Annotated in this window: 20 protein-coding genes; 9 read left to right on the forward strand and 11 right to left on the reverse strand. The window is 74.8% G+C overall.

Features of this window, described 5'->3' with window-relative positions; genetic code table 11:
• The 5 genes from LG379_RS05830 to LG379_RS05850 all read right to left on the reverse strand — a co-directional run bounded on the left by LG379_RS05830 (window position 1) and on the right by LG379_RS05850 (window position 8,377).
• A complete protein-coding gene (locus LG379_RS05830; RefSeq protein ID WP_225753646.1) occupies window positions 1-2,910 on the reverse strand; it encodes a M66 family metalloprotease in 2,910 nt (969 codons plus the stop codon).
• Between the two features lie 246 nt (window positions 2,911-3,156).
• A complete protein-coding gene (locus LG379_RS05835; RefSeq protein WP_225753647.1) occupies window positions 3,157-5,535 on the reverse strand; it encodes a hypothetical protein in 2,379 nt (792 codons plus the stop codon).
• Window positions 5,532-6,086, reverse strand: coding sequence for a hypothetical protein (locus LG379_RS05840; protein ID WP_225753648.1), 555 nt, complete (start codon window positions 6,084-6,086; stop codon window positions 5,532-5,534). Before LG379_RS05840 ends, LG379_RS05835 begins: the two co-directional genes overlap by 4 nt.
• 103 nt (window positions 6,087-6,189) lie before the next feature.
• Window positions 6,190-7,278: a glycosyltransferase family 1 protein gene (locus tag LG379_RS05845; RefSeq protein WP_225753649.1), complete on the reverse strand. Its 1,089-nt coding sequence runs from the start codon at window positions 7,276-7,278 to the stop codon at window positions 6,190-6,192.
• Window positions 7,271-8,377 (reverse strand): glycosyltransferase family 2 protein, encoded by a 1,107-nt coding sequence (locus tag LG379_RS05850; protein ID WP_225753650.1) that lies wholly within the window; start codon window positions 8,375-8,377, stop codon window positions 7,271-7,273. The genes LG379_RS05845 and LG379_RS05850 overlap by 8 nt, the downstream gene beginning before the upstream one ends.
• 93 nt (window positions 8,378-8,470) lie before the next feature.
• Between LG379_RS05850 and LG379_RS05855 the strand changes: the two genes are divergently transcribed.
• Window positions 8,471-9,589, forward strand: a complete 1,119-nt coding sequence (locus tag LG379_RS05855) for a glycosyltransferase family 1 protein (protein ID WP_225753651.1) — start codon at window positions 8,471-8,473, stop codon at window positions 9,587-9,589.
• Between the two features lie 17 nt (window positions 9,590-9,606).
• On the opposite strand, the gene LG379_RS05860 is transcribed toward LG379_RS05855, so the two are convergent.
• Entirely contained in the window at window positions 9,607-10,236 is a 630-nt protein-coding gene (locus LG379_RS05860; RefSeq protein WP_225753652.1) for a dTDP-4-dehydrorhamnose 3,5-epimerase family protein, read from the reverse strand.
• Window positions 10,237-10,342: 106 nt separating this feature from the next.
• Here LG379_RS05860 and rfbD point away from each other — a divergent pair, with 106 nt between their 5' ends.
• The 4 genes from rfbD to LG379_RS05880 all read left to right on the forward strand — a co-directional run bounded on the left by rfbD (window position 10,343) and on the right by LG379_RS05880 (window position 14,252).
• The gene (rfbD, locus tag LG379_RS05865; protein ID WP_225753803.1) at window positions 10,343-11,197 is read left to right on the forward strand and encodes a dTDP-4-dehydrorhamnose reductase; all 855 of its coding nucleotides are present in this window, start codon (window positions 10,343-10,345) and stop codon (window positions 11,195-11,197) included.
• Between the two features lie 85 nt (window positions 11,198-11,282).
• Complete coding sequence (gene gmd / locus LG379_RS05870; protein ID WP_225753653.1) at window positions 11,283-12,311, forward strand: GDP-mannose 4,6-dehydratase; 1,029 nt, start codon at window positions 11,283-11,285, stop codon at window positions 12,309-12,311.
• Window positions 12,308-13,090: a glycosyltransferase family 2 protein gene (locus LG379_RS05875; protein ID WP_225753654.1), complete on the forward strand. Its 783-nt coding sequence runs from the start codon at window positions 12,308-12,310 to the stop codon at window positions 13,088-13,090. Before gmd ends, LG379_RS05875 begins: the two co-directional genes overlap by 4 nt.
• Window positions 13,091-13,289: 199 nt before the next feature.
• Window positions 13,290-14,252, forward strand: coding sequence for a GDP-L-fucose synthase (locus LG379_RS05880; RefSeq protein ID WP_225753655.1), 963 nt, complete (start codon window positions 13,290-13,292; stop codon window positions 14,250-14,252).
• Window positions 14,253-14,314: 62 nt separating this feature from the next.
• Here LG379_RS05880 and LG379_RS05885 read toward each other — a convergent pair whose 3' ends face one another.
• On the reverse strand, window positions 14,315-15,562 hold the full coding sequence (locus tag LG379_RS05885; protein WP_225753656.1) for a hypothetical protein: 1,248 nt from the start codon (window positions 15,560-15,562) through the stop codon (window positions 14,315-14,317).
• On the reverse strand, window positions 15,559-16,431 hold the full coding sequence (gene rfbA, locus LG379_RS05890; RefSeq protein WP_225753657.1) for a glucose-1-phosphate thymidylyltransferase RfbA: 873 nt from the start codon (window positions 16,429-16,431) through the stop codon (window positions 15,559-15,561). Before rfbA ends, LG379_RS05885 begins: the two co-directional genes overlap by 4 nt.
• 124 nt (window positions 16,432-16,555) lie before the next feature.
• On the opposite strand from rfbA, the gene manA reads away from it, so the two are divergent.
• The gene (gene manA / locus LG379_RS05895; protein ID WP_225753658.1) at window positions 16,556-17,752 is read left to right on the forward strand and encodes a mannose-6-phosphate isomerase, class I; all 1,197 of its coding nucleotides are present in this window, start codon (window positions 16,556-16,558) and stop codon (window positions 17,750-17,752) included.
• A 39-nt stretch (window positions 17,753-17,791) separates the two neighbouring features.
• On the opposite strand, the gene LG379_RS05900 is transcribed toward manA, so the two are convergent.
• Complete coding sequence (locus tag LG379_RS05900) at window positions 17,792-18,619, reverse strand: TIGR03089 family protein (protein WP_225753659.1); 828 nt, start codon at window positions 18,617-18,619, stop codon at window positions 17,792-17,794.
• Between the two features lie 206 nt (window positions 18,620-18,825).
• On the opposite strand from LG379_RS05900, the gene LG379_RS05905 reads away from it, so the two are divergent.
• The 3 genes from LG379_RS05905 to LG379_RS05915 are packed head-to-tail and all read left to right on the forward strand — an operon-like array spanning window position 18,826 to window position 24,363.
• Window positions 18,826-19,152: a WhiB family transcriptional regulator gene (locus LG379_RS05905; protein ID WP_225753660.1), complete on the forward strand. Its 327-nt coding sequence runs from the start codon at window positions 18,826-18,828 to the stop codon at window positions 19,150-19,152.
• A gap of 25 nt (window positions 19,153-19,177) precedes the next feature.
• The gene (locus LG379_RS05910; protein ID WP_225753661.1) at window positions 19,178-22,657 is read left to right on the forward strand and encodes a glycosyltransferase; all 3,480 of its coding nucleotides are present in this window, start codon (window positions 19,178-19,180) and stop codon (window positions 22,655-22,657) included.
• Window positions 22,654-24,363, forward strand: a complete 1,710-nt coding sequence (locus LG379_RS05915; protein ID WP_225753662.1) for a DUF5719 family protein — start codon at window positions 22,654-22,656, stop codon at window positions 24,361-24,363. Before LG379_RS05910 ends, LG379_RS05915 begins: the two co-directional genes overlap by 4 nt.
• Window positions 24,364-24,451: 88 nt before the next feature.
• Here the strand turns inward: LG379_RS05915 and LG379_RS05920 are convergent, their stop codons facing one another.
• On the reverse strand, window positions 24,452-25,339 hold the full coding sequence (locus LG379_RS05920) for a glycosyltransferase family 2 protein (RefSeq protein ID WP_225753663.1): 888 nt from the start codon (window positions 25,337-25,339) through the stop codon (window positions 24,452-24,454).
• 52 nt (window positions 25,340-25,391) lie between these two features.
• Window positions 25,392-25,859, reverse strand: coding sequence for a metallopeptidase family protein (locus LG379_RS05925; protein WP_370634442.1), 468 nt, complete (start codon window positions 25,857-25,859; stop codon window positions 25,392-25,394).
• Between the last annotated feature and the right edge of the window lie 57 nt (window positions 25,860-25,916).

Here is a 25,916-nt window from a genome sequence, read left to right on the forward strand (position 1 = left end):
TCAGACGGACGGACCGATCGGGATGGTGGCTAGGGCGTCGTTGTCCACGGGTACCCAGTCCCGGTTGTTGCCACCGAGCTGAAGGTAGCGGCTGTAGCTGCTCACCTGACGCCGGACACCCTGGTCGACGTACCAGATGTTCCCGTCGGGGAGCCGCAGGAAGCGCCCGACGGTCTTCGCGGCCGTGCGGAGGTTGGCGCACGTCTCGTCCTGCAGCGGGGTCGACGGCACCGCTGCCCAGTGCACGGAGGCGTCCGCGGCCACGGGGTACAGGACGCCACCGGAGGCCAGGTGCGGGCGGCCCTCGCAGACGACGACGTTCTTCGGGGCGCCCGCCGCCGTCGGGTAGGCGGCGAGGTCGACGTCACGACGTAGGTTGAGCGGTCCGGTCCCCAGGTTGGCCATCCGGCCCCACGTCCCGATCCGGTGCTTGATGCCGTAGCCGTCGACGAGGAACACCGCCGGTGACGAGGGGGAGTACACGAGGGACGCGGGACCGAGCTGGTCCGCGCCCTGCGGGATGCTCCCGACGACACGGGCGTCCACCGTCGAGATCCTGGGTCCGCCGCTGATCGCCGCCAGGCGGACGGCGTCGTCCCACGAGGGGATCGAGCGTCGGGTTCCCTCGTCCATCCGGTAGACGGCCGGGGAGTCCGGGCTCTTGACGAGGACCGGCGCCGGCGTCGACGGCAGCGTGGTGAAGCGGCTCAGGACGGCCGCCGACAGGACCGGCGCCTCGCCCACGGCCTCCGGTGCCGTGACCTGGGACTTCGTCGACCCGTTGACGAGCCACGTGGTCACGCCGTCGGAGGACCGGGCGAAGACGTTCAGGGTCGGCTTCCACGAGGCGGCGAGGAGGCCGGCGGAGTCGAGCCAGCCGCTGGGCAGCGCCTTCATCGGCGTCGTCTCGTGCACCCCGCGGGCGAGCGGCACGAGCGAGTCGGCGGTGGTCAGGAAGGCGGATCCCGTCGACCGGGAGCGCACCACCATGTCCGGCCGCAGGGCGGGCGCGCCGGTGCGCAGGTGGTCCAGGGCCTCGTCCGTCACCTCGATCGGGGCGGCGGCGAAGCCGTTCGCGGTCAGCGAGGCGGTGTCGGGGGCCTCCCGCAGGAGACCGGCCTCGATGCCGTAGAGCCGGCCGCTTCGCGTCCGGACCCCGTTGGTCAGGGTCGGGCCGGGGTAGAACGCGGCGATCTGGGCGTCGTCCAGCACCTGCGCCTGCGTGCAGGAGAGGCCGAAGGTGGCCACCATGTCGCAGCTGGGGAAGGGGTAGCGGTGGGGCCCGTCGACCAGGTACACGGTGCCGTCCTGCCCCTTGACGATGGGCGCCAGCGGGGCGCCGGTGGGCACCGGGTCGAGCACCGTCGGCACCGTGGTGCCCACCGTGCCCAGGGCGCTCAGACGCCTCAGCGTGGACGCGTTCGGCACCGGGTGCTTGGCCTTGGACGTGACGAGGTACACCGTGGGGTCCTGAGTGGTGCGGGCCAGCGCGGGCGGCGCGCCCGTGGGCGTGACCGTGACGCGGGCGACCGTCCCCTGGCTCACGACCGTCATCCTCATGCCCACCGCGGGGATGTCCCACGACCGGCCGACGGCCATCGACGGCGAGCTCAGCGGCGTGGTGGTCTCAGGCTTCATGTCGAGCAGGTAGGTCACCGGGTAGCCGGAGGCCTCCGTCGTCCGGAGGCGGACCTGGACACCTGCCCACGCCGGCACGCGGGTGTCCCGGCCCGTGGCTGGGCGGAACTCCGCGAAGAGCACTCCCTGCGCCACCGGGACCGCTACCGACCGCATCTCGCCGATCGAGCTCATCGGGTGCAGGTCGACGGTCGTGGAGGTCCCGGGCCGGACCCACGACACCTTGGCGAACTGCAGGTGGTCGGCCATCGCTGCGTTGAGGCTCCCTGACGGTCGCTGGGTCGCGATGCCCATGACGTCCGCCTGGTCGCCGTAGGCACGCACGTCGCAGGAGGACAGGTCGGCGAGCGACACCTCGACCCCGTCGCTGCGGCAGCTCTGCGCGGCGTTGGCGTGCCCGAGGCCGAGGTTGTGCCCGAGCTCGTGCGCGAAGACGTCCATGAGCGGGTAGCCGTTCACCCAGATCATGCCGCCACCGATCGTGGCCATCCCCGCCCAGCCGCCGCACGGCGCGTACGTGGGGAAGTACACGAGCACGTGCGTGGTGCCCGACGGTGCGGCCACGCCGTGGGCCTGCAGGGCCGCCTGGAAGATCTTGTTGCGGTCGCAGCTGCCGGGGTCGGGGATCGACCTCCAGTCCCGGGCCGATGCGGTGACCGCGAGGCGGCCACCGCTCTGCTCGCTCCAGTAGGACGCCGTCTCCCTGGCGCGGGTGAGCAGGTTCGCCGCGGTCGTGTCCGGGGCGGTCCAGTGGACGGGCAGGACCAGGAGCGTGCGCGTCGTCGCGGCCGCGAGCGTCGGCGCAGCGTCTTCGGCAGCCGCCACCTGATCCGCGGACGGCGTGGCATCGGTCGTGACCTCGGCGATGCGGGTGTCGGTCGCCTGGGCCTCGGGTGCCTGCTCGAGCGCCTCGACGGCCTCGGCGACCGTGGCGGCCTCGCCGGGCACGATGGTGACCTCGACCGGCGTGCCGGTGGGGCCGGAGGGGAGCTCGACGTCGTCCGCCACCTCGAGGAGGGCACCGTCCACCTCGACCAGCGTGTCCACCACCATCCCCGCGTCGGCAGGAGCGTCGTGGTCGTCGGTGACGACCTGCACGAGCGTCCCGTCCGCGACCAGCACGTCCTCCGGTGCGGTCGACGCCGGGGTGGTGGGCGGCTGAGGCGTGCCGGCGGCAGGCGCGGTGCCCGCCACGAGAGCCACGAGGAGAAGACCGGTCGACGGCGCGACGAGCCGCCGAGCGCGACGGCCAGAGAGCCACTGCGTACGCATGATCACCATCCGGGATGGACCCAGCGCGGGTCGGGTCTGACCTCCTCTGGTCGGCCCTGATGGCGTGATGCTGAGGATTTCACCCGCGATATCGCCCGCTCCTCGGTCCGGGCACGCGAGCGCTGTCCTGTTCTGTGCGCGTTCGCGGTGATTCGCGCGCGGTCATGTGCGCAGGGTCACGTCCCGGGCGTCACGACCCCGGGAGGGTGCACGTCCGACCTGGCTCGACGACCCGCCGAGCGCGGCTCAGATGTCGGGTCCGACGGGGATGGTGGCGATCGCGTCGGTGTTGACGGCGACCCAGTCGAGGTCGTTGCCTCCGAGCGCGCGGTAGGTGGCGTAGCTGGTGATGTTGCGGCGGGTGCCGTTCTCGACGTACCAGATGGCGCCGGTGGGCATCCGCAGGAAGCGGCCGACGGCGACCCCGGACCTCACCAGGTTCGCGCAGGTGGTCGCGTCGAGCGTGGTGCGTGGCACGGTCGCCCAGTGGGATGCGACGGTCGGTGCCACGGGGTGGAGGCGACCGCCGGTCGCGAGGTAGCTGGTCCCGGAGCACACGACGACGTTCTGCGGGGTCCCCGGTGCGGTGGTGTAGGCGGCGAGGTCCGCCTCGCGCCGCAGGACGAGCGGGCCCGTCCCGAGGTTGGCCATCCGGTCCCAGCTGCCGATGTGGTGCTTCGTGCCGAAGCCGTCGATGAGGTACACCGAGGCTGAGGCCGTCGAGTACGCCAGCGTGCCCGGGCCCAGCTGGTCCGGACCGGCGGGGAGCGCTCCGAGGACCCGGCGGTCGACGGTCGTGATGCGTGGGCCACCGGACGCGGCACTCACCCGCAGGGCGTCGTCCCACGAGGGCAACGACCGCCGGCGTCCCTCCTCGATGCGGTAGACCGCCGGGCTGTCGGCGCTCTTGAGGAGCACCGGGGCGCCGACGGAGCCGGCATCGGCGAAGAGGTTCAGCACGGTGGGGGAGACGGGCGTGGCCGCGGCGGTGCCGGCGGCCGCCGCGTCGAGCACCTGCGTCCTCGAGGAGCCGTTGAGCAGGTAGGTCGAGCCGGACTCCGTGGACCGGGCGAAGAGGCCGAGGCTCGGGCTCGCCCAGGGCATCGCGAGGAGGCTCGCGGAGTCGAGCGGGCCGATCGGGAGGGTCCGCAGCGGCGTCGTCTCGTAGGCGCCGGGGGCCAGCGGCAGCAGCTGGCCGCTCCCGACCAGGAACCGCGCGCCCGAGGACCTCGACTGGACGACGGTGTCCGGACGGACCAGCGGCGCGCCGAGTCTCAGGTGGTTGAGCGCCTGGTCGGTGACCGAGATCGGAGCGGGTGCGTACCCGGCCGCGCCGAGTGTCGCTGCGTCGGGCGCCTCGAGCACGGAGCCCCACTCCACGGCGTAGAACCGCCCGGAGTTCGTCCTCACCCCGTTCGTCAGGGTCGGTCCCGTGTAGAAGGCCGCGATCTGCGCGTCGTCGAGGAGCTGGGACTGGGTGCAGTCGTACCCGTAACGCGCCACCATCGTGCAGCTGTCGAACGGGTACTTGTGAGGGCCGTCGACCAGATAGACCATCGTGTCCCGGCCGCGGATGAGCTTGTGCATCACGCCGCCGGTGGGCCTCATGTCGAGGTACACCTGGGAGACGACGCCCACCGGCCCGAGGGCGCTGAGCATGGCGAGCGTCGCAGCGTCCTTCACGGGGTACTTGTTCTGCGTCGTGACGACGTAGACGGTCGGGTCCGTGGCGGTGCGCAGCAGGTACCCGCCGAGCGTCTGCGTCGACCCGAACCAGTCGGTGAAGATGCGCCAGAAGTTCCGGTTGCCGTAGGCGCTGCAGGCGTCACCGGTCCCGTAGAGGTTGGCGAGCGCGGCGGCGTTCGGCTGGTAGGGCGTGTAGTTGTACAGGCCGGCGGTCGCCTGGTTCTGGATGTAGACGGGTCCGCTGCCGCAGGCGATGTCCGGGTGGTAGCGGATCGAGTTGAGCTGCCGCGCCCGGTGCGCGTACCGCGTGGGGTTGAGCGCGTACCAGTTGAACTGCCGGGCGGCCGAGTACACCTGGTTGAAGAAGCCGTAGTACTGGGCGTCGCACGGGGCACCGTCGGGGCAGCCGAAGCCGGTGGCCGACCGGTACTGGGTGTCCGTCGGAGAGCTGGCCGTGACGAGGCTCTGCTCCTTCTCGAGCAGGACGAGGAGGACCCGCGGGTTGATCCCGCAGCTCGCGCTCACGCCGGCGATGATCTGGGCGGCCGTCTCGACGCGACCGCCGGTGTAGCCGGCGCAGAGACCCGGCTCGGCGGGCTTCGCCGTGGTCGTCGTGCTGTACCGGGCCAGGCACGGGTTGCCCCGGGCCGAGGCGCAGGTGCGCTGCTGGGCGTCGAGGAACCGCTGGACCGCGGGGGCGTCCATCGTGCTCGAGTTCCAGAAGACGGCGTCGCTGATGAGGTTGCCCGCGTCGAACAGCGCACCGGTGAGCGCGGCCGCCACCGGTGCCGCGGGAGCCGCGGTGAGCGCAGCCTCGCGTGGGCTCGCCGTCGCGGCGGCCGCGGTCGGCGTCGCAGCGGTACCGGCGCCGACCGTCGCGACGGCGACGACCGCGGCGAGCAACCCCGTGGCCAGCCGTCGCAGGCGACGGAGCCTCATGACGTGACCTCCATCGGCTCGGAGACGGCGACGCCACCCTCCGGGTCGGCGTACTCCAGGCGTGCGGTCGCCTCCCCCGGCGGCACCGGGAGGCGCAGCCCCGAGCACACGGTCGTCGTCACGTCCGGGAACGCCGGTGCGGACGCACGATGGTCCGTGCCGGCCACGGTCACGACAGCCGTGCAGGTGCCGCCCTCCTCGACGACGCCGGTGACGACACCCGTCACCTCGACCGTCCCGTCGTCGAGACGGGCCGCCTGGACGATCGACGGCGGCGACGCGGAGGCGGGTGCGCTCGACGGCGGGGCGGGCTCCGTCGGGTCGCCGTCCGCCGGGGGTTCTGCCGTCGGCGGTGTGGCCGGGTCGTCCGAGGGCGCCGGGGCCGGCGTGGCAGGGGGCGTCGTCCGCTCCGTCGCCGTCGCCGTCGCCGTCGGCGTGGCCGTCGGCGGGTCGGCGGCGGTCGGCCCGTCGCCCAGGGCGCAGCCGGTCAGCGTCGCGAGCGCGACGGTGAACCCTGTCGCGGCCGCGTACCAGTGCCCCCGTGCAGCCATGTCCCGTCCGCCCTCTCTCAGCCCCCTCCTCGCATGGTGCCACGTCGCGGGCCGAGGCCGAAGGACCTCCGTCCACAACACGACAGGTCGTCGACCGCGCGGGTCAGCGGGACACCGACCGGTAGGCGTCGACCGTCCGTGAGGCCGCCTCGGACCAGGTGAAGAGGGCGGCACGATCGAGGCCGCGCTGCGCGAGGTCCCGACCCCGAGCGCCGAGCGCGGCCTTGAGCGCTGCCGCGATCGCGTCGGTGTCGTCCGGGTCGACGGCGAGGACGGCGTCGCCGCCCACCTCGGCGGTCGACGTCCCCGACGACGTCACGACGGGCACCCCGTGGGCCATGGCCTCGAGGACCGGCATGCCGAACCCCTCCCAGATCGAGGGGTAGCAGAAGGCCGCAGCACCCGCGTAGGCGTGCTGGAGGTCCTCCCAGGAGAGGCGGCCGAGGAAACGGACCCGCGCGCTCGCGGTGGGCACCGGGACGGCGCCCCAGCCGTCCGGCCCGACGAGGACGAGGTCGACGTCCGGCAGCCGCGGGGACAGCGCGTCGAACGCCGTGACGAGCGCGCCCAGGTTCTTCCGGGGCTCACGCGTGCCCGTCCACAGCACGTACGGGCGGTCCAGGTGCGTCCGCCGGCGGAAGGCCTCGACGTCGGCGGGCGACGAGCGCGCCACCCGGACGCCGTGCGGGATGGTCACGACCCGCTCCGCCTCGATGCCGGCGGCCACGCAGTCCTGGGCCGTCGCCTCGGACGGGACCAGGACGAGCGCCGCCTCGTCCCGCACGCGCTGGAGCGATCGTCGGAAGTACCGGACGCCCCGCTCCGTGAAGTGCGACGGGTCGCGGAGGAAGGCGAGGTCGTGGACGGTGACCACCACGGGCCGCGAGGAGCGCGGCACGGCCCAGGTCGGTGCGTGCACCACGTCGGGGGCCGGTCGTACGAGGTGCTCGACGCGGAGCAGGCCGGTGCGGTTCCACGCGTCGTACAGGGCGCGTCGTGGCAGCGGCGCGTGGACGACGGCCAGCTCCGGCCGGACGTCGGAGGGCGGCTCGCCGCGGTGCCAGGCGGCGAGCCCCCGTACCTCGACGTCGTCGCGGGCAGCGAGCGCGCGGGTCAGCTCGACCACGTACGTGCCCGAGCCCCCGGGTACGGGCTGCCAGCACTGCTCGACCACCATGGTCACGTCAAGCACGGGGACCACCGCCCGCCCGCCCGCTCCGCCCCGGACCGTCGTCCACGAGCAGTGCGGCGACGGACCGCCGCGGCACCACGGCCGTGCGGTCCAGGGCACGCCGTCGCGCGAGGGTCCGGGGGGTCCTGACCACCACCTGGGTGAGGGCGCTCACCCAGCGACGACGGCGGGGTCCCCTGACCGTCCGCACGAGCGTCCTCGCGCACGCTCGGACGACGACGGCCCACGGCGCGTGGAGCAGGGCGACGAGGAGGCGGTTCCGCGCGTTGCTCACCTCGAAGAGCTCGGACGTCGTCCCCGACGACGCGGCGTGGACATGGACCGTCACGGCGTCCGGGACGTGGACGACGCGCCAGCCCCCACGCCGCAGTCGCCAGGAGAGCTCGGTGTCCTCGTAGTACAGGAAGAGCGACTCGTCGAAGCTCCCGACGTGGTCCAGCGCCCGACGCCGCAGTGCCGCACACCCACCGTTGAACCCGAACACCTCCGGGAGGGCCGTGGTCGAGGCGGACGCCAACCAGTCGCGGTCACGGCCGTTCCCGGACCGGGTGACCTCGTTCCCCGTGGAGTTGAGGAGCGTCGTCCCGGTCTCGCCCGGGAGCGACCTCCGCCATCCTCGGCCGTCGTGCCCGACGAGCTCGGGGACAGCGCCCGGTCGGGAGGGGACGAACTCGCCGGCGAGCAGGACGCGCCCCGTGGTCGCACCGACCCGGGGGTCCGCCTCGATCGGTCCGACGACGGACCGGAGGAAGCCGGGCGTGACGACGGCGTCGTTGTTGACGAGGACGACGACGTCCCCCGAGGAGGCCCGGATCCCGGCGGCGGCACCGCCCGCGAAGCCCGTGTTGCGGTCCAGACGGATCACCGTCATGTCACCGAACCGCTCCTGGGCACGGTCGGCGGACCCGTCCGTCGACGCGTTGTCCACGAGCCACACGTGGCACCTGGCGGTCGGCAGGCCGTCCATGTCGGCCCGGAGGGACTCGAGGCACTGCGCCAGCAGATCCCCGCCGTTCCAGTTGACCACGACGACGTCGATCGCCGGGACCGGACCCTCGACAGCGGGCGTCCGCACCGGCGACGTCTCGGGATCGGGCATCGGCAGAGCGTATCGCCGTCGCCCCCGGTGACGTCCGGACGCGGTGTGGTCTCATGGGCCCCGTCCCGTCGTCGATCAGGCAAGGAGGCGGCCATGCGGGTCCTCGTCGACGCCACGGCGATCCCGGCGGACCGCGGCGGCGTCGGTCGCTACGTCGACGCGCTCCTCCCGGAGGTCGCACGAGCCGGGGTGGACGTCGTGGTGGCGTGCCAGGAGCGCGACGCGGCCGGGTTCGCGGAGACCGTGCCGACGGCGGAGATCGTGGCGGTGCGTCACAGGGGGCGCGCGGCTCGGCTCGCCTGGGAGCAGGTCGCCCTGCCGGCGCTGCAGCGCTCGACCCGTCCTGACGTCCTGCACAGCCCGCACTACACGCTGCCGGCGGCGGGGCGGACACCGGTCGCCGTCACCCTGCACGACGCGACGTTCTTCAGCCACCCCGACCACCACTCGGCCGTGAAGCGCCAGTTCTTCCGTCGGGCGATCCGGGTCGCCGCCCGTCGGGCGGACGCCGTCGTGGTCCCGTCGCGCGCGACCGCCGAGGAGGTCGAGCGGTACGTCGGGAGACCCGCGGGTTCGGTGCACGTCGCTCCGCACGGTGTCGACCTGGAACGCTTCCGCCCGCAGGACCCGGCCGTGCTGGCGCGCTGCGCCGCGCGACTCGGGCTCGAGGGCCGTCCCTACGTGGCGTTCCTCGGCACCCTCGAGCCCCGCAAGAACGTGCCTGCACTGGTCCGGGGGTGGGTCGACGCCGTCCACGACCTGCCCGAGCCGCCGGCACTCGTCCTCGCGGGTGGTCGCGGGTGGGACCAGGGCGTCGACCCCGCGGTGGCGGAGGTGCCCGGCCATCTCACCGTCCTCCGGCCCGGCTACCTGCCCCTCGACGACCTGGCGCCCTTCCTGGGCGGCGCCGTCGTCGTCGCCTACCCGAGCGTGGCCGAGGGCTTCGGGCTGCCCGTCCTCGAGGCGATGGCGTGCGGCGCGACGGTGCTGACCACGCGGGAGACGTCACTGCCGGAGGTGGGAGGGGACGCGGTCGCCTACTGCGGGACGTCGGCGCGCGAGATCGCCGACGCGCTCCGCGCCCTGCTGGGCGACGAGGCGCGTCGCGCCGCCCTCTCGGCGGACGCCGTCGCCAGGGCCGCGACCTTCACGTGGGAGCGGTCCGCTCGTGTCCACGTCGCGGCCTACGAGGCGGCCGCTGCGAGGCGATGACGTCGGGCTGCCCGGCCTCAGCCGTCCGTGGCCCGGCCGAGGGACGACAGGTACGCCACGACGTCGTCGTACCGGGGGAGGAGTCCCTCGCGGAGGGCCGAGTCGAGCGTCGGCGCGTCCGCGTCCTTGTCCGACAGCGCGGGGGTCACGGGGCGACCGGCCCTGTCGACCTCCGGCCACCGGATGCCGAGAGCCGGATCGAGGGGGTGGATGCCGTGCTCCCGCTCGGGGGCGTACCCCGACGAGCACAGGTAGGCCACCGTGGACCCGTCCTCGAGCGACATGAAGGCGTGACCGAGACCCTCGGGGACGTAGATCGCGCGGCGGTCCACGTCGTCGAGCAGCACGGAGTCCCACCGGCCGAAGGTGGGGGAGCCGACGCGGATGTCGACCACGACGTCGAGCACCGCACCTCGCACGCAGGTGACGTACTTCGCCTGGCCCGGAGGCACGTCGGCGAAGTGCACGCCCCGGACCACGCCCGACGCGGAGACCGACATGTTGGCCTGCTGCAGGTCCAGCGGGTGCCCGACGGCACCCTCGAAGGTCGTCGACCGGAACCACTCCAGGAACGTGCCGCGGGGATCGGTGAACTGGCGGGGGGTGAGCTCGAGGGCTCCGGCGACTGCGAGCTCGCGATGCTCCACGAACCGACCTCCTGGGTGCTGGGGGATGCCAGCCTAACGAGTCGACGACGTCCGCCGGCTCGGTAGTCTCGCGGCGTACGTGGCGGTCGAGACGAGGGAGCACGCGGTGCGCTGGATGGTCACGGGGGCCGGGGGCATGCTCGGGCAGGACCTGGTCGCCCTCCTGCGCGACGGCGGGCAGGAGGTGACGGCGCACGGCCGGGACACCCTCGACGTGACGGACCTGGACGCGGTGCGTGGCGCGGTGGGCGGCCACGACGTCGTCGTGAACTGCGCCGCATGGACCGCGGTCGACGAGGCGGAGACCGCCGAGGCGGAGGCGTTCCGGGTCAACGCGGTGGGTGCGGCTGCGGTGGCCCGCGCGGCGCGCGACGCCGGGGCGCGGCTCGTCCACATCTCCACGGACTACGTCTTCGACGGTGAGGCCACGAGCCCGTACGCGGAGGACGCCCCGCTCAACCCTCGCTCGGCGTACGGACGGACGAAGGGTGCGGGGGAGTGGGCGGTGCGGGCCGAGGCCCCGGACCACCTGCTCGTCCGCACGTCCTGGCTCTACGGGGCGCACGGCAGCTGCTTCCCCCGCACGATCGCCCGGCTCGCACGGGAACGACCGTCGCTCGAGGTGGTCCGCGACCAGCGCGGGCAGCCGACGTGGACGCGGGACCTGGCCGACCTCGTCGTCAGGCTCGTGGACGCCGGAGCGCCGGCGGGCACCTATCACGGGTCGGCGTCGGGCAGCACCACGTGGTTCGACTTCGCGCGGCTCGTCGTCGCGGCGGACGGCAACGACCCGGACCGTGTGCTCCCCACCACCAGCGACCGGTTCCCCCGGCCGGCACCTCGACCGGGGTACTCGGTGCTCGGTCACGAGGCGCTGCGGCGCGCGGGAGTGGCCCCTGTGAGCGGGTGGGACGAGCGCTGGGCGCAGGCCGCGCCGACGGTGCTGGCCGCCGTCCGCTGACCGTGCCCGCGAGGTATCATCGGCGGCTGACCGGCTGACGGCCGGCGGCATCGATCCAGAACCCGAGTACGAGAGTTGGCTATCTGTGGCCGAGACGACGGCAAGGCGTGCGTTCATCACCGGGATCACCGGTCAGGACGGGAGCTACCTGGCAGAGCTGCTGCTCTCGAAGGGGTACGAGGTCCACGGGGTCATCCGGCGGGCGTCGACCTTCAACACGAGCCGGATCGAGCACCTCTTCACGGATCTCCACGAGCAGGGCGTCCGCCTCTTCCTCCACTACGGCGACCTCTCGGACGGCTCGCGCCTCGCCATGCTGCTGGACCAGATCCAGCCGCACGAGGTGTACAACCTCGCCGCGCAGTCGCACGTCCGGGTGAGCTTCGACGAGCCGGAGTACACGGGCGACTCGACCGGGCTGGGCACGACACGGCTGCTCGAGTCCATCCGCATGGTGGGTCTCGACTGCCGCTTCTACCAGGCGTCGAGCTCCGAGATGTTCGGCGCGACGCCGCCGCCGCAGCACGAGGAGACGCCGTTCTACCCGCGGTCGCCGTACGGTGCGGCCAAGGTCTACTCGTACTGGGTCACGCGGAACTACCGCGAGGGCTACGGCATGTTCGCGGTCAACGGCATCCTCTTCAACCACGAGTCACCGCGGCGCGGAGCGACGTTCGTGACACGGAAGATCACCCGTGCCGTCGCGCGGATCGCGGCAGGCGAGCAGGACCTGCTGTACATGGGCAACCTGGACGCGGTGCGGGACTGGGGCTACGCCCCGGAGTACGTCGAGGCGATGTGGCGGATGCTGCAGCACGACGAGCCGAACGACTACGTGGTCGCCACGGGTACCGCCTACACGGTGCGTGACTTCCTGCAGATCTCCTTCGAGCACGCCGGTCTGGACTGGGAGAAGTACGTCCGGTTCGACGAGCGCTACCTGCGCCCCACGGAGGTCGACGCCCTGATCGGCGACGCGAGCCGGGCGCGCGAGGTGCTCGGCTGGGAGGCCAGGACGCTGACGCCCGACCTCGCCCGGCTCATGGTCGACGCGGACCGCGCTGCCCTCGAGGTCGAGGGCAAGCCGTGGATCGACAGCGTCGTCGCACGGTGACCGCCGGAAAGGTCCTCGTCGTCCTGCCGACGCTGGGCGACCGTCTGGAGGAGCTCGCCCAGACCCTCGCGACGGTCGACGAGCAGCGCGAGGACGTCGAGCTCACCCTGGTCGTGGTGCTCCCCGCCACGGCGGAGGCGGCTCGGGCACTCGCGTCACGCCACGGCGCCGTGCTGGTGGAGGACCCCAAGCAGGGGATCTCCGAGGCCATGAACCGCGGCATCGCGGCGGCCACGGACGAGGAGTTCTACGCCTGGATCGGGGACGACGACCTCTTCCGCCCCGGTGCGCTGAAGCTGCTGCGGTCGATGCTGCTGGGTCACCCCGACGCCGTGCTCGCCTACGGTGCGTGCGACTACATCGGGCCGGACGGCCGCGTGCTCGGGACATCCGCTGCCGGCAGGGCCGCGCAGTGGATCCTGCCCTGGGGCCCGAACCTCATCCCCCATCCCGGTTCCATGTTCCGGCTCGAGCACCTCCGGGCCGTCGGCATGATCGACACGAGCCTGCGCTACGCCATGGACCTGGACCTGCTGCTCGCGCTGCGGCGCCGTGGCCCGTTCCTGGCGACTCGTCAGCGCGTCTCGGCGTTCCGCTGGCACCCCGGCTCGACGACCGTGTCCGACCGCCGTGCGTCCGGTGCCGAGGCGCGGCGGGTCAAGTACAAGTACCTGCCCGCGTGGGCCCGTCCCGTGAGCGCCCTCTGGGAGGTGCCGGTGCAGGCCGCTGCGACCGTGGCGAGCAGACGGCTCAGCCAGCGGGTCGCCCGCGCGTCCTGAGAGGTGCGCCGTCCTCCGTCGTGGCGGACGTCGCACGACCGGGGTCCGCTGCACCGGGGATGAGGTGCTGCTCCCCAGAGGGTAATGTTCCGAGGTCCGCCGGAGGTCACCTCCGCGGGGCGTAGGTTCCGGGGCTCTGCTGCGAGCGCCGGACTGGGTTGGGACGACCGGCGTGGCCGGTCGGAGAGGCGGCGACTGCATGGTTCACACACCCGGGCCCCTGGACCGCGACGCGGGTCTGTTCGTCGCGGGGCACCGTGGCCTCGTCGGCTCAGCCGTGTGGCGACACCTCGAGCGTGAGGGATTCACGCGGCTCGTCGGACGGTCACGGGCGGAGCTCGACCTGACGGATCGCGCCGCGGTCCAGCGCTTCTTCCAGGAGGAGCGTCCCCGGTACGTCGTGCTCGCGGCGGCCAAGGTGGGCGGGATCATGGCGAACAGCACGTATCCCGTGGACTTCCTCTCCGCGAACCTCCAGATCCAGCTGAACGTCATGGACGCTGCGGTGGAGGCGGGCGTGGAGCGCCTCCTCTTCCTCGGCTCGTCGTGCATCTACCCGAAGTTGGCCCCGCAGCCGATCAAGGAGGAGTACCTCCTCACCGGCCACCTCGAGCCGACCAACGACGCGTACGCGATCGCGAAGATCGCCGGCATCCTCCACGTGCAGGCGGTCCGTCGCCAGTACGGGCTGCCGTGGATCTCCGCGATGCCCACCAACCTCTACGGTCCGGGTGACAACTTCTCCCCGACGGGCTCCCACGTCATGCCCGCCCTGATCCGGCGGTACGAGGAGGCCCGGCTCGGTGGCGCCGCGTCGGTGACGAACTGGGGGTCGGGCTCCCCGCGGCGGGAGTTCCTGCACGTCGACGACATGGCGGCCGCCTGCCTGCACCTGCTGGAGAGCTACGACGGGGACTCCCACGTCAACGTGGGCACGGGGGAGGACGTCACGATCCGGGAGCTGGCGGAGACCGTCGCCGAGGCGGTCGGGTACGACGGCCGGATCGAGTGGGACACCACGAAGCCGGACGGGACCCCGCGGAAGCTCCTGGACGTCAGCCTGCTGCGGGGGTCGGGATGGAGCCCTCGCGTCACCCTCGAGGAGGGCATCCGTTCCACCGTCGAGTGGTACCGGGCGCACCTGGCGGACGTACGGGTCTGACGGAAGGGCACCGAGGCCCGCGACGACCGACCCGGCGAGGTGAGGAGCGGCTCGCGCTCTCCTCAGGAGGCTCGTTCTCGTGCCGGTCGCAGGGCCCACAGGTGCAGGGCGATCCCGGGCACCGGACCGATCGCGAGGCTCAGTGCGGTGCGCACCGCGAGCGGCAGGTCGAGGAGCAGGAGCGCCCCGGCCCCGACGGCGGCGAGCACCCATCCCGCGGCGTACCAGCTGTGCCGCCCGACGGCGATCACCGCGGACCCGCTGATCGTGAGGAGTGCCAGCGAGCCGCCGGCCAGCGTCAGCACCGCCAGCAGCGCCGACGAGACCTCGTACGCCGGACCGAAGATCGCGGTCATGAGCCACGGGCCGACGAGAGCCGCCGCGAGCGCCCCCACGGAGGCGACGGCGGCGATCCCGCCCAGGACGGGCAGGAGCGCGGCCATGCCGCGGTGCCGCTGCTCGAGGAAGTGCGAGATGGCGAAACCCTGGAACGCGGTGAGCGGCATGAGGAGCGGTGCGCGCGTCATGCTGATCGCGAGCACCAACGGTGCCGCGGTCGCCCAGACCTCGGGTGACGTGGACGCCCGGAGGATCGTCGGGTAGCCCACGACGAGGGCGGCGCTGGCTGACGAGGCGATCATGGCCGTGAGCATGCGGCGTGCCTGGAGGGGTGCCGTCCCCTCACCCCGCGCGCCGGCGGCCCGCCTGGCCAGCGGCAGCACGGCGACGACGACGAGCCACGTCACCGCGGCGGCGGCGCTGGCGACCTGGAGCCCGAGGGCGACTCCCACGACGGCCGCTGCGACGGCGACCCCGAGGAGTCGCACCAGGGACTCCGACGCCAGCAACCACGCGGTGGTCGGCCACGAACGGAGCCCGGCGAGAGCACCGAGCACCCCCGAGTGGCCGGCGTACGCGACGACGGCGACGGCGAGGCTCGCGGTCAGCGCGACGGCATGGGTGTCGAGCAGGGCCGTGGCCCACAGGGGTGCGCTCGCCGCCACGAGGGCCGCGAGGCCGACGCCGATACCCAGGCTGACCGGCAGCACCCGGGCGCCGGGCGGGGAGCCGACCGCGACGGCCGTGCTGCCGACCGCCCGCGTCGACTCCTGCTGGACGCCGCCGAGGACGCCGAAGAGACCGAAGAGCGTCGACCAGAACACGAGGAACTGGGCGTTCTCCGCCGGACTGAGGGTGCGGGCGGCCACGACGAGGACGAGATAGCCCGCTGCCGCGGCGACCACCGTCGCCGCTCCGACGGCCCTGGCGCCGGCTCCGCTGCTCCCGTGGCCGCGCGCCGGACGGCTCACCGGCGCTCGTGCTCGAGCAGCCCCTGGAGGTACCGCCCGTAGCCGGACTTCAGCAGGGCGTGCGCCCGGTCGGCGAGCTCGTCGTCGCTGAGGAAGCCGCGGCGCCAGGCGACCTCCTCGGGGCAACCGATCTTCATCCCCTGACGGTGCTCGATCGTGCGGACGTAGTCCGACGCCTCGAGGAGCGAGTCGAACGTCCCCGTGTCCAGCCAGGCGGTGCCGCGGGGGAGGACCTCGACCTGCAGGCGGCCCGCTTCCAGGTAGGTGCGGTTCACGTCGGTGATCTCGTACTCGCCGCGCGCGGACGGCTCGAGGTCGCGGGCGATCTCCACGACGTCGTTGTCGTAGAAGTAGAGCCCTGGGACGGCGTAGCTGCTCTTCGGCCGGGCCGGCTTCTCCTCGAGGGAGAGAGCCCGCCCCTCGTCGTCGAACTCGACGACCCCGTAGGCCGTCGGGTCCGCGACCCGGTACGCGAACACGGCCCCGCCGTCGATGTCCGAGAAGCGGGAGAGCTGCGAGCCCAGACCGGCGCCGTAGAAGATGTTGTCGCCGAGGACGAGGGCCGACGACTCGCCGCCGATGAAGTCAGCACCGAGGACGAAGGCCTGAGCGAGACCGTTGGGCTCCGCCTGGACGGTGTAGGTGATGGAGATCCCGAACTGCGACCCGTCACCGAGCAGCCTGTGGAACTGCTCCGCGTCGTGCGGGGTCGTGATGACGAGGACGTCCCTGATGCCGGCGAGGATCAAGGTCGACAGCGGGTAGTAGATCATCGGCTTGTCGTAGACCGGGACGAGCTGCTTGCTCACGCCCAGGGTGATCGGGTGCAGACGCGTGCCGGACCCACCGGCCAGGATGATTCCTCGCATGAGGCATCAGTGTGCCGTACACGACCGGTCGCGCGCAGACGCCGGCACGCGGCGCGGTCCCGGGAGCTGCCGGCGGCGTCCCCGATAGCATGACGGCTGCTCCTGCCCCCAACCCGAGGTCGACGTGCTCCGACTCACCAACCCCGTGCGTGACTACGCCTGGGGCTCGCCCACCGCCATCCCCGACCTGCTCGGCGTCGCCGCCGAGGGCACGCCCGTCGCCGAGCTGTGGCTCGGCTCGCACCCCAGCGCACCGTCCGTGGTCGACGGCGACGTGGACGGCCGCACCCTCGACGACCTGGTGGCCACCGACCCCGCGGCAGCGCTGGGCGACGACGTGGTGGCGCGCTTCGGGGCGGCTCTCCCGTACCTGCTGAAGGTCATCGCCGCCGAGCGACCGCTCTCGCTCCAGGTGCACCCGTCCAAGGAGCGCGCGGGTGCCGGGTTCGACGCCGAGGACCGGGCGGGGGTCCCCCTGGCGGACTCGCGCCGCAACTACAAGGACGCCAACCACAAGCCCGAGCTCGTCTTCGCGCTCACCACGTTCCGCGCGATGTCCGGCTTCCGGGCGCCGCGACGCGCCGCAGAGCTCCTGGTGGGCCTCGACGCACCGCTGGCCAGGGCGCTCGCGGACGACCTCCGGTCCGATCCGTCGGCCGGCGGGATCAGGGTCGCGTTCCGCCGCCTGCTCGACCCGGGCACCCGACCCTCGGCGGAGGAGGTGGCCCAGGTCGCGGACGCCTGCCGCCGGCGCCTGGAGGCCGGGTCCCCGTCTCCCCGGGCGGACCGCACCGTGACGCTCCTGCAGGAGCAGTACCCCTGCGACCCCGGGGTCGTCACCTCCCTCCTGCTCAACCCGGTGACGCTCCAGCCGGGCGACGCGATGTTCGTGCCCGCCGGCGGCGTCCACGCGTACCTCTCCGGGGTGGCGATCGAGGTGATGGCCAGCTCCGACAACGTCCTCCGCGCCGGCCTGACGGCCAAGCACGTCGACATCCCCGAGCTCCTCGCGAACGTCGACTACGTCGCGGCCCCGCCGATCCGCATCGCCCCCGAGGTGTTCCACGGCTCCACGAAGGTCTTCTACGCGCCCGTCGACGACTTCGAGCTCTCCGTCACGACGCTGGACGACGACCTCGTCCACCCGCTCCCGGGCCGCGGGCCGCGCATCCTGCTGTGCCTGGACGGCGAGGTGACGGTCGCCTCGGCGGGCGACGGCGAGCTCACGCTGCACCGCGGGCAGTCGGCGTTCGTGCCGGCGAGCGACGGCGCCCTCGTCGCGCGGGGCCACGGCACGGTCGTCCAGGCGGACGTGCCCTGAGCGCAGGCGCGCAGACGGACTCGTGAGGGCGGGCGGTCCTCAGCTGGCGCCGGACACCCTCTCCGTCGCGACCAGCCGCTCGCGCCGCTCCTGGTCCGCGGCCAGCTCCCGCGACACCTGCGGGTCGCACAGCACCACGGAGCCGGCTGCCGCGAGGACGGTGACGGCGGCGGCCAGCACGGCGACGGCGTCGCCGTCGGCCGGTTCGAGGAGGACGCGGCCGGGGGCGGACACCGCCCCGGGCACCAGGTGCCCGGCCCACTCGGCGGCCCACGTGCCGAGCTCGCCGTGCGGTACGACCGCCCCCTCCACCTCGACGGCGTCCGCACCCGGGTCGTGCTCCTGGACGAACGTCAGCACGTCCCCGTAGGTCATGACCGCCGACGCGGCGTCCATCGCCCCGGCGGGCAGCGTCCCCTCGAAACGGCGGGCCGGGGCGCCCAGGGACACCGCGACGACGTCGTGCGACGACGACCACGCGTCCGGTCGGTCCGTCACCACCACCGCCCGATCGGCCGCGAGCCCACCGCCCGCACCCGCCGACGCGCCGTCGCCGGAGCGCACGACGGGCAGGACGCAGGCGCCGGCGCGCCACACGGCGAACGCCCACACGACGGCTCGCCAGTGCGGCGGCAGGTCGAGGACGACCGCCGAGCCGGGCCCGACCTCGAACTCCTCGACGAGCAGGTTCGTGCTCTTCGTCACCCAGTTGTCGAGCACGTGACCGGACAGCTCGACGCGCTCGCCGCCCGGCCCGTACCAGGTGACCCGCGGCCGTCCCGGGTCGCGTGTGAGCCCCTCGAGCAGCGTCGGGAGGAGCGGCCCGGCAGGGCGTGGGGCGAAGGCGGAACCCGTGCGATCGGTCACGCAGCACAGCGTAGGGTCTGCGTTTCGCGCCTCGTCGGGCGCCGACCGGGTGATCTAGCACAGGTTCCGCTTGACCCCAGCGCATGACACGCGTGTAATTCTCCTCATGCGGTTCGATTCGCCGTCGACGTAGGGACGACAGCGGGCGGCAGCCGGACAGCAGGACGCACGCCCTGCGGGGACCAGGCGGCACGGAAGGCTCTGACATGTGGAACTTGCTCGACGACGACGCATCGTTCCTCGACCGACCGGAGACCCAGCAGGACGGCGCGACCGTCCTGCCGCTCTTCGGGACGGCCTCCGACGACGAGGGCGCCATGGGGTGGCAGGAGCGCGCGCTGTGCGCCCAGACCGACCCCGAGGCGTTCTTCCCCGAGAAGGGCGGCTCCACGCGTGAGGCGAAGCGCGTCTGCACGGGGTGCGAGGTGCGCGCGGAGTGCCTCGAGTACGCCCTCGCCAACGACGAGCGGTTCGGCATCTGGGGTGGGCTGTCGGAGCGCGAGCGTCGCAAGCTGAAGAAGCGCGTCGTCTGACCGCCCCGCGCGGCCGACGGGACACATGACCGACGCAGGTCCTCCCCCCAGCACGCCTGCTCGGCGACCCCTGGTGTCGCGACGCCACGTCACAGCGGTCGTCGTGACCCGCGGTGACACCGAGTACGTCGAGCGGACCCTCGAGGCGGTCCACGCCCAGGCGCGCCGACCGGACCGGCTCCTCGTCGTCGACGTCGGCCACGAGCCGGCACCCACGCTCCGGGCGCTGGTCGGAGCGTCGCAGGGGGTCTCCGCTCCTGCGCCCGCACCTGTGTCCCCGCCCGGACCGGAGGGCACCCCCGCCGGACGACTGCCCGTCGTCCACCTCCACGTGCCCCGCGCACGCACCTTCGGTGACGCGGTCCGTGGCGCGCTCGCCGCCGGCGCCCACGTCGTCGACGACGACGACGCGCGCGCGCGGACCGACGGCCACGCCCCGCAGCCGCCGCGGGCCCCGACCGACCCCGACACGCTCGCCGACCGGCAGTGGCTCTGGCTCCTGCACGACGACAGCGCCCCCGACGCCGGCGCCCTCGCCGCCCTCCTGCACGCCGTCGAGCTCGCGCCCTCGGTCGCCGTCGCCGGGTGCAAGCAGCGCACGTGGTCCGACCCGCCCCGCGTCCTGGAGGTCGGGGTCTGGACCTCGCGGTTCGGGCGGCGCATGACCGGCCTCGACGAGCCCGAGATGGACCAGGGCCAGCACGACGCCCGGGAGGACGTCCTCGCCGTCGGCCTGGCGGGCGCGCTCGTGCGTCGCGACGTGTGGGACCAGCTCGGCGGACCGGACCCCGCGCTCGGGCCCTACGGCGACGGCCTGGACCTGTGCCGGCGCGCCCGGCTGGCGGGGCACCGCGTCGTCGCCGTCCCCGAGGCGGTCGTGCACCACGCCCGGGCGTCGCTGTCCGAGCCGCACTCCGGTGCCGTGCTGCACCGCCCCGGCTGGGACCTGCGGCGCTCCGTCCGCGCCCGGCGCGAGGCGTACCTGCACGCCCAGCTGACCGGCGTCCCGCTCCTGCTGGTCCCGGTCGTCGCCGTGCTCGCGGTCGTCAGCGGCGTCGTGCGCGCCCTCGGCCGGCTCCTCGTCAAGGAGCCGCACCTGGTCACCGCCGAGCTCACGGCCCCGGGCCGCGTCCTGCTGCGACCGGGCCGCATCGCCCGCGCGCGCCGCGCCGCCGCCCGCACCCGGCGTCTGCCGCGCCGCTCCCTGCGCCCGCTGCAGGTGGGCTGGCGCGAGGTCTTCCGCCAGGCCCGGGACCGGCGCCTCACCGCCGCGGAGGCCCGCCGCCGCCAGGAGGCCCCGAGCGAGCTGGAGCTGCGCGAGCTGGCTGCGCTGCGGCGCCGTCGGCGCGTCGGGCTGGCCGTCGTCGTCCTGCTCGCCGTCGCGATCACGACGGCCACCGTCGGACGTCTGGTCACGCGCGTCGTGGCGGGGGAGCGGCTGACCGGCGGCGCGCTCCTCCCCGGGGACGCGGGCGCCGCCAAGGTGTGGGACCTCGTCCTGTCCGGTCGCCTGCCCGCGGGCCTGGGCCACGCCGCGCCGACGGACCCGGCGCTCATCGCGCTCCTGCCCCTCACCGCCCTCACCGGCTCGGTGGGCGGCGCGGCGGCCGTGGTGCTGCTGGCCGCCCCGGTGCTGGCCGCCGTCGGCGCCTGGTACGCGGCCGGCGTGGCGACGCGCTCGGTCGGCCTGCGGGCCTGGGCCGCCGTCGTCTGGGCCGTCACACCGGCCCTCACCCTCGGCCTCGGCTCCGGACGGTGGGGCGCGGTGCTCGCGCACGTGCTGCTGCCGTGGGTGGTGCTGGGCGTCGCCCGCGGCACGGGCGTGGCCCGCGTCGACGGGGTGAGCCCCGGCCTGCCGCGGGGCGACGCGGCGACCGTGCCCGCCGTCCGGCGCGCGCCGGCGTCCCTCGCCGCCACGGCGGCCGCCTCGCTCGCGCTCGCCGCGGCGACCGCCGGCGCACCCGTCCTGCTCCTCGTCGCCGTCGTCGCGGTGCCGGCCCTGCTGCCCGCCGTGCCCGTGCGCGGCCGCCTCCTGTGGCTGCCGGTGCCCGCGCTGGCGCTGCACGGTCCCACGGTCGTCGCCGCCGCCGAGCGGTGGGCCGACGGCGGCTGGCGCGCCCTGCTGACCGACCCCGGCGAGCCGCTGTCCTCCACCACGGCGCCCGCGTGGCAGGTGCTCCTCGGCTGGCCCGTCCCGCCCGGTGCCGCACCCGAGGCGGCCGGGGCGGCCGCGGCGCCCCAGACCCTGGTGGACCTCCTCGGTGCCTGGCTGCCCGTCGCGCTCCTCGTGGCGTCCGGGGTCCTGGCCCTCGTCGCGCTCGCCGGTCTCGCCGTGGCGCGCGCCGCGGCGCCGGCTCGCGTCGGCTGGGTCCTCGCCGCGCTCGGCGTGCTCGCGGCGACCCTGCTCGCCCGCGTGGAGGTGGCAGGCGCCGACGACGTGCTCGTCACCGCCTGGGCGGGCCCGGCCGCCACGCTCGTCGTGGCGGGGCTGCTCGTCGCCGCCGTGCCCGCGGCGGACGGCCTGCGGGAGGCCCTCGCGAGCCACGCGTTCGGCTGGCGCCAGACGACCGCCGGCGTGCTGGCGGTCCTCGCCGTCGCCGGTCCCGTCGCGCTCGGCACGGCGTGGGTCTGGGCGGCGCTGGACGCCGTCGGCCCCGACGGACGGTCCGTGCTGGCGCTGCGGACCACGGACGTCCCCGTGGTCCCGGCCGCCGGCACGCAGCTGCAGCGCTCGCCCGAGGACGTCCGCGTCCTCCTCCTCGAACCGGTCGACGACGACGCCGTCGACGCCACCCTGCTGCGCCACGACGGGCGCCAGCTCACCGGCATCTCGCGCGCCGTGACCGCCCGCGACGTCGTCGGCGGCTGGGGCGAGGCGGCACCCGCCGCGCCCGACGCGGCGGACGAGCAGCTGGCGCAGGACGTCGCCCGCCTCGTCGCGGGCGCCGACGACGACGTCGCCGCGGACCTCGCCGGGCTGGCCGTCGGGGCGGTCCTGCTCCCGCCCGCCGCCGACGACGCCCCGCCGTCCGCCGTCCGGGCGCGCTCGGCCCTCGTCGCCCAGCTCGACGGGACCGTAGGGCTGGAGCGCGTGACGGAGACCGCCTCCGGGGTCATCTGGCGCGTCGCGGTGGACGACCGGGGGACCACCACGGCGTGGGCCCGGCTCCTCGACACGCAGGGTGGCGCGGCGGTACCGGTCCCGGCGGACGACGCCACCGTCCGCACCCGGGTCGACGCCGCCGCCGACGGCGTCACGGGCCGGGTGCTCGTGCTCGCCGAGCGCGCCGACCCGGGGTGGCGCGCGAGCCTCGACGGCCGCCCGCTGCGGTCGGTGCAGAGCGGGTGGCAGCAGGCCTTCGAGCTGGGCCCCGAGGGAGGACGTCTCGTCGTCGACCACGACGCCCCGGCACGCGGTGTCTGGGCAGCGGTCCAGGGCTTCGTGCTCGTGGTGACCCTGCTCCTCGCGGTGCCCGTCCGACGACGCCGAGGAGGTGCGCGATGACCGAGGACCCCACGGACGAGCCGACGCAGCCCGCAGCCGGTCCCAGCGCCGTGGCCGACGTCCCGGCCGACGACCCGGCCGCCGTCCCCACCGCTGTCCCGGCCGAGGGACTGCGCCGGGCCGGGTCGGTGCGCCGCGTCCTGACCCGGGTCGCCACGGCCGTCGCGGCGCTCGCCCTCGTCGCCGCCGCCGTCCTCGCCGACGACGTCCTGCCCCGGCCGGCACCCGTCCCGGCGGCGGCCGCAGACCTCGCCGTGCCCCCGGCGCCGGCGACGGTCGTCTGCCCGGGCCCGCTGCGCCTGCCCACCGAGCCGGAACCGGGGGGCGACCTGACCTACGACCCCCAGTTCGACCCGTCCCCCGAGGACTCCGCGACGAGGCTCTCCGCCGTGGCCGAGGAGACCGCCGGCGTCGAGCTGCGCACCCTGGGGGAGGGCGCGACGACGTCGGGCGGCGGGCTCGCCGTCGCGGCCGCCGACCTGGCGGCGGGCGCCGTGGTGACGGCGATCCCCGGGACGGCCACCGACGACGACGCCGTCGCCGCGCCCCAGGTGGCGGCCGGCGTCGTCACGCTCACGTCGTCCGGCGACCTGCGCGGGCTCGCGGCCGCCGGGTGCACCCGCCCGGCTGCGGAGCTCTGGCTCGCCGGTGGGAGCACGACGCTGGGGTCCAGCGCGCGCCTGGTCCTGCAGAACCCCGGGGCGACCGCCGTGACAGTGGGCCTGGACCTGTGGGGGCCCGGCGGCCCGGTGGAGCTGGCCGGCGCGCCGCAGTTCCTCGTGCCGCCCGGGCAGGAGCGTGTCGTGCTGCTCGAGGGCCTCGCGGCGGAGGAGCGGCGCGTCGTCGTCCGCGTCACCGCGGCCGGCGGCCTGGTCACCGCACATCTGCAGGACAGCGCCCTGCGGGGCGTCGTCCCCGCGGGCGTCGACCAGGTCGTCCCCGGGGCCGCGCCCGCGACGCGGCAGGTGCTCACGGGAGTCGTCGTGCCCGCCACGGACGCCGGCACCGCGGACACCGCCCAGCTGCGGCTGCTGGCACCCGAGGAGTCCACGACGGCGTCGGTCGCGCTGCTCGGGCCCGAGGGCCCCGTCGACCTGCCGGGGCTCGCCGAGGTCGACCTCGACGCCGGCGCCGTGCTCGACGTCCCCCTCGCGGCCCTGCCCGCCGGGGCGTGGACGGTGGTCGTGGACGCGGCGGCCCCGGTCGTCGCGGGCGCCATGGTGACGAGCGGGACGGGCGTCGGCGCGGCGGCCGAGAGCCGCACCGCGCCGCTGGACCGCGCCTGGGTGCCTGCCGCGACCACGGCGCCGTCCGCGACCGTCGTCCTGCCCGGAGGGGGCGGCGCGCTCGAGGGCCTGTCCCGCACGGTCGTGCTGGCGCTCGTCGACCCGCCGGCGGGGCAGGACGTCCGCGCGACCGCCGCCGCGACGCTGGAGCTGGTGGACGACACCGGCACGGTGCTGGGCACGGCCGACGTGACCCTCGACCGGGGCACCACCCTGCGGCTCGACCTGGCCGAGCTCGCCGAGCGGGCGGGTCTGCCGGAGGATGCCGCCGTCACGGCGGTGCGGTCGCGGACCGAGAGCGCGTCCGTGGTGCTCGGCGGCGTCCTCGTGGCCTCTGCGCCCGACGGCGACCTCGTCAGCGTCGTCGCCGCGACTCCCGACGTCCGGGCACGGGCGGCGTTGCGGGTGGACCTGCGCTGAGCGGCTGGACCTGCGCTGAGCGGCGGTCGGTCGTCTCGGCACCGGCCGCGGTGACGTCGGGGCGGCACGCGCTGCGCGAGACAGCTCCTCACCTGCGGTGCGAGGACCTCAGCTCGACGGCCTGCCGGGCCGCCAGCCCGAGCCTGATGGCGACGCGCAGAGGTGCGTGGTACCACCGATGGTACCGCGCCGACAGGTAGAGGTCCGCACTGCGGTGGTGGGCCTTGATCATGGCGGCCGGCCGCTCCCGCCACGAGGCGCCCCCCACGTGGGTGACCGCCGCGGACGGCACGTGGACGTTGCTCCATCCCGCGCGGCCCAGCCGTTCGCCCAGGTCCAGGTCCTCGAAGAACATGAAGTAGCGCTCGTCGAAGCCGCCCACGGCCCGGAAGGCCTCGCGCCGCAGCAGCAGGCAGGAGCCCGAGAGCCACCCCGCCGTGCGCTCACCGCTGCCGGTGCGCTCCTGGCGCGCCTGGTACTCCCGCGTCCACGGGTTGCCCGCCCAGACCCGGGCCAGGAGCGCATGACCGGCGCCCTGCTTCAGCGACGGCAGCTCGCGTGCGGAGGGGTAGACCGTGCCGTCGACGTTGAGGACGGCCGGGCCGAGCGCACCGGACCGCGGGTGCCGCTCCGCGGCCGCGAGGAGCTCGTCCAGGCTGCCGGCATGCCACACGACGTCGGGGTTGGCGACGACGAGCCACGGCTCGTCCCCATCGGCGGCGGCCAGGTTGGCCGCGCGGCCGTACCCGAGGTTCTCGCCGGTGCGGAGCACCTGCGCTCCGTGGTCGCGGGCCACCTCGTCGACGACGGTCGGGTCCGTGCCGTTGTCGACGACGACGAGGCGGACGGGCTGCGTCGTCGCGTCGGCGAGGCTCGCCGCGAAGGCCGCCAGCTCGGGACCCGGGTGGTAGGCGACGCAGACGACCAGGACGCGGGGAGGCGCCGGGGTCGCCGGGTGGAGGGAGGGGATGCTCATCGGCGATCACCCTAACGGGGCGACCGGGAGGCGCCGCACGCGATCGACGGTGTCAGTCCCGGTACCCGGGGTCGACGTCCTCCGGCGGGAGCGACAGCAGCGCCGCGACCTGCTCGACCAGGACGTCCCGGACGAGCTCCGCCAGGTCGGCGTCGCCGTCGGCGCGCGTCTCGACCGGACGTCGGTAGACCACCACCCGCGCCGGCGCGCCGACGTCGGCCGGGAAGTACCGGCCGAGCGGGACGCCGCCGTGCTCCCACGGCGCCGGCTGCGACGGCGGCACCTCCTCGACCGCGAACTCGGTGCCGGCCAGGCGGCTGCCCCAGCGGCGCTCGAGCCGCTCGACGGACTCCAGGACGACGTCGTCGAAGCGCTCGGACCGGGTGCGGTAGGCAGGCAGGTCCGGGGGGACGAGGAGCCCGCGAGGACCCCGGCCCCGCCGGTCCCGACGCCGCGGTGCCCCGACCGACGGGGCGGGTGCGTCGACCCCACGGCTGCGGCGGACGGGCAGGCGGCTCACCCGTCCACTGTAGGAGGTCACCGGCCCACGGCGCGCTGCGCCGGGCGGGGTGGCGGC

The organism is Actinotalea sp. Marseille-Q4924, assembly GCF_916618755.1.
In the GTDB taxonomy this organism is placed as follows: domain Bacteria; phylum Actinomycetota; class Actinomycetes; order Actinomycetales; family Cellulomonadaceae; genus Actinotalea.